Here is a 707-nt window from a genome sequence, read left to right on the forward strand (position 1 = left end):
CAGCCGGGCGACGGCGGCGTCGCGCTCGACGGGGGCCATCCGGATCGAGACACCCCGGGTGGCGTGCACGCCGAACTCCGCCGCCAGCTCGTCGAGCCGCCGCGGCACCGACGACCCGGCCGCGGCGAGCCCGCGTACCAGGTCCGCGGCGACGACGGCGGCGGAGACGCCGTCCTTGTCCCGGACGCCGTCGGGGTCGACGCAGAGTCCGATCGCCTCCTCGTAGCCGAAGACGAGCCCGTCGCCGGCCCGCACGATCCACTTGAACCCGGTGAGGGTCTCGGCGGAGCGGGCCCCGCGGGCGGCCGCGACCCGGGCGAGCATCGACGACGACACGACGGTCGTCGCGACCAGCGGGTCCGCCGCGGTCCCGGTCCGCAGGACGTGGTCGCCGAGCAGCACGCCGGTCTCGTCGCCGGACAGCATCCGCCAGCCGTCGGGGAAGGCGACGCCGAGCGCGCACCGGTCGGCGTCCGGGTCCAGCGCGACGGCGAGGTCCGCGCCGCTCCGGGCGGCCAGCGCGAGCAGCGCGTCGGTCGCGCCGGGCTCCTCCGGGTTCGGGAAGGCGACCGTCGGGAAGTCGGGGTCGGGCACGGCCTGGCTCGCGACGACGGCGACGTCGTGCACCCCGGCCCGGGCGAGCGCGGCGACCGCGGTCGCGCCGCCGACGCCGTGCATCGGGGTGAGCGCGATCCGCGGCGCGGGCG

The 707-nt window shown here is 78.6% G+C and carries 1 pseudogene; it reads right to left on the reverse strand.

The features are described from left to right. A pseudogene (locus GTW08_RS17705) lies at positions 1-707 on the reverse strand (phospho-sugar mutase); the annotation flags it as partial.

Origin of the sequence: Pseudonocardia sp. SID8383 (assembly GCF_009864975.1) — a bacterium.
GTDB classification, from domain to species: domain Bacteria; phylum Actinomycetota; class Actinomycetes; order Mycobacteriales; family Pseudonocardiaceae; genus Pseudonocardia; species Pseudonocardia alni.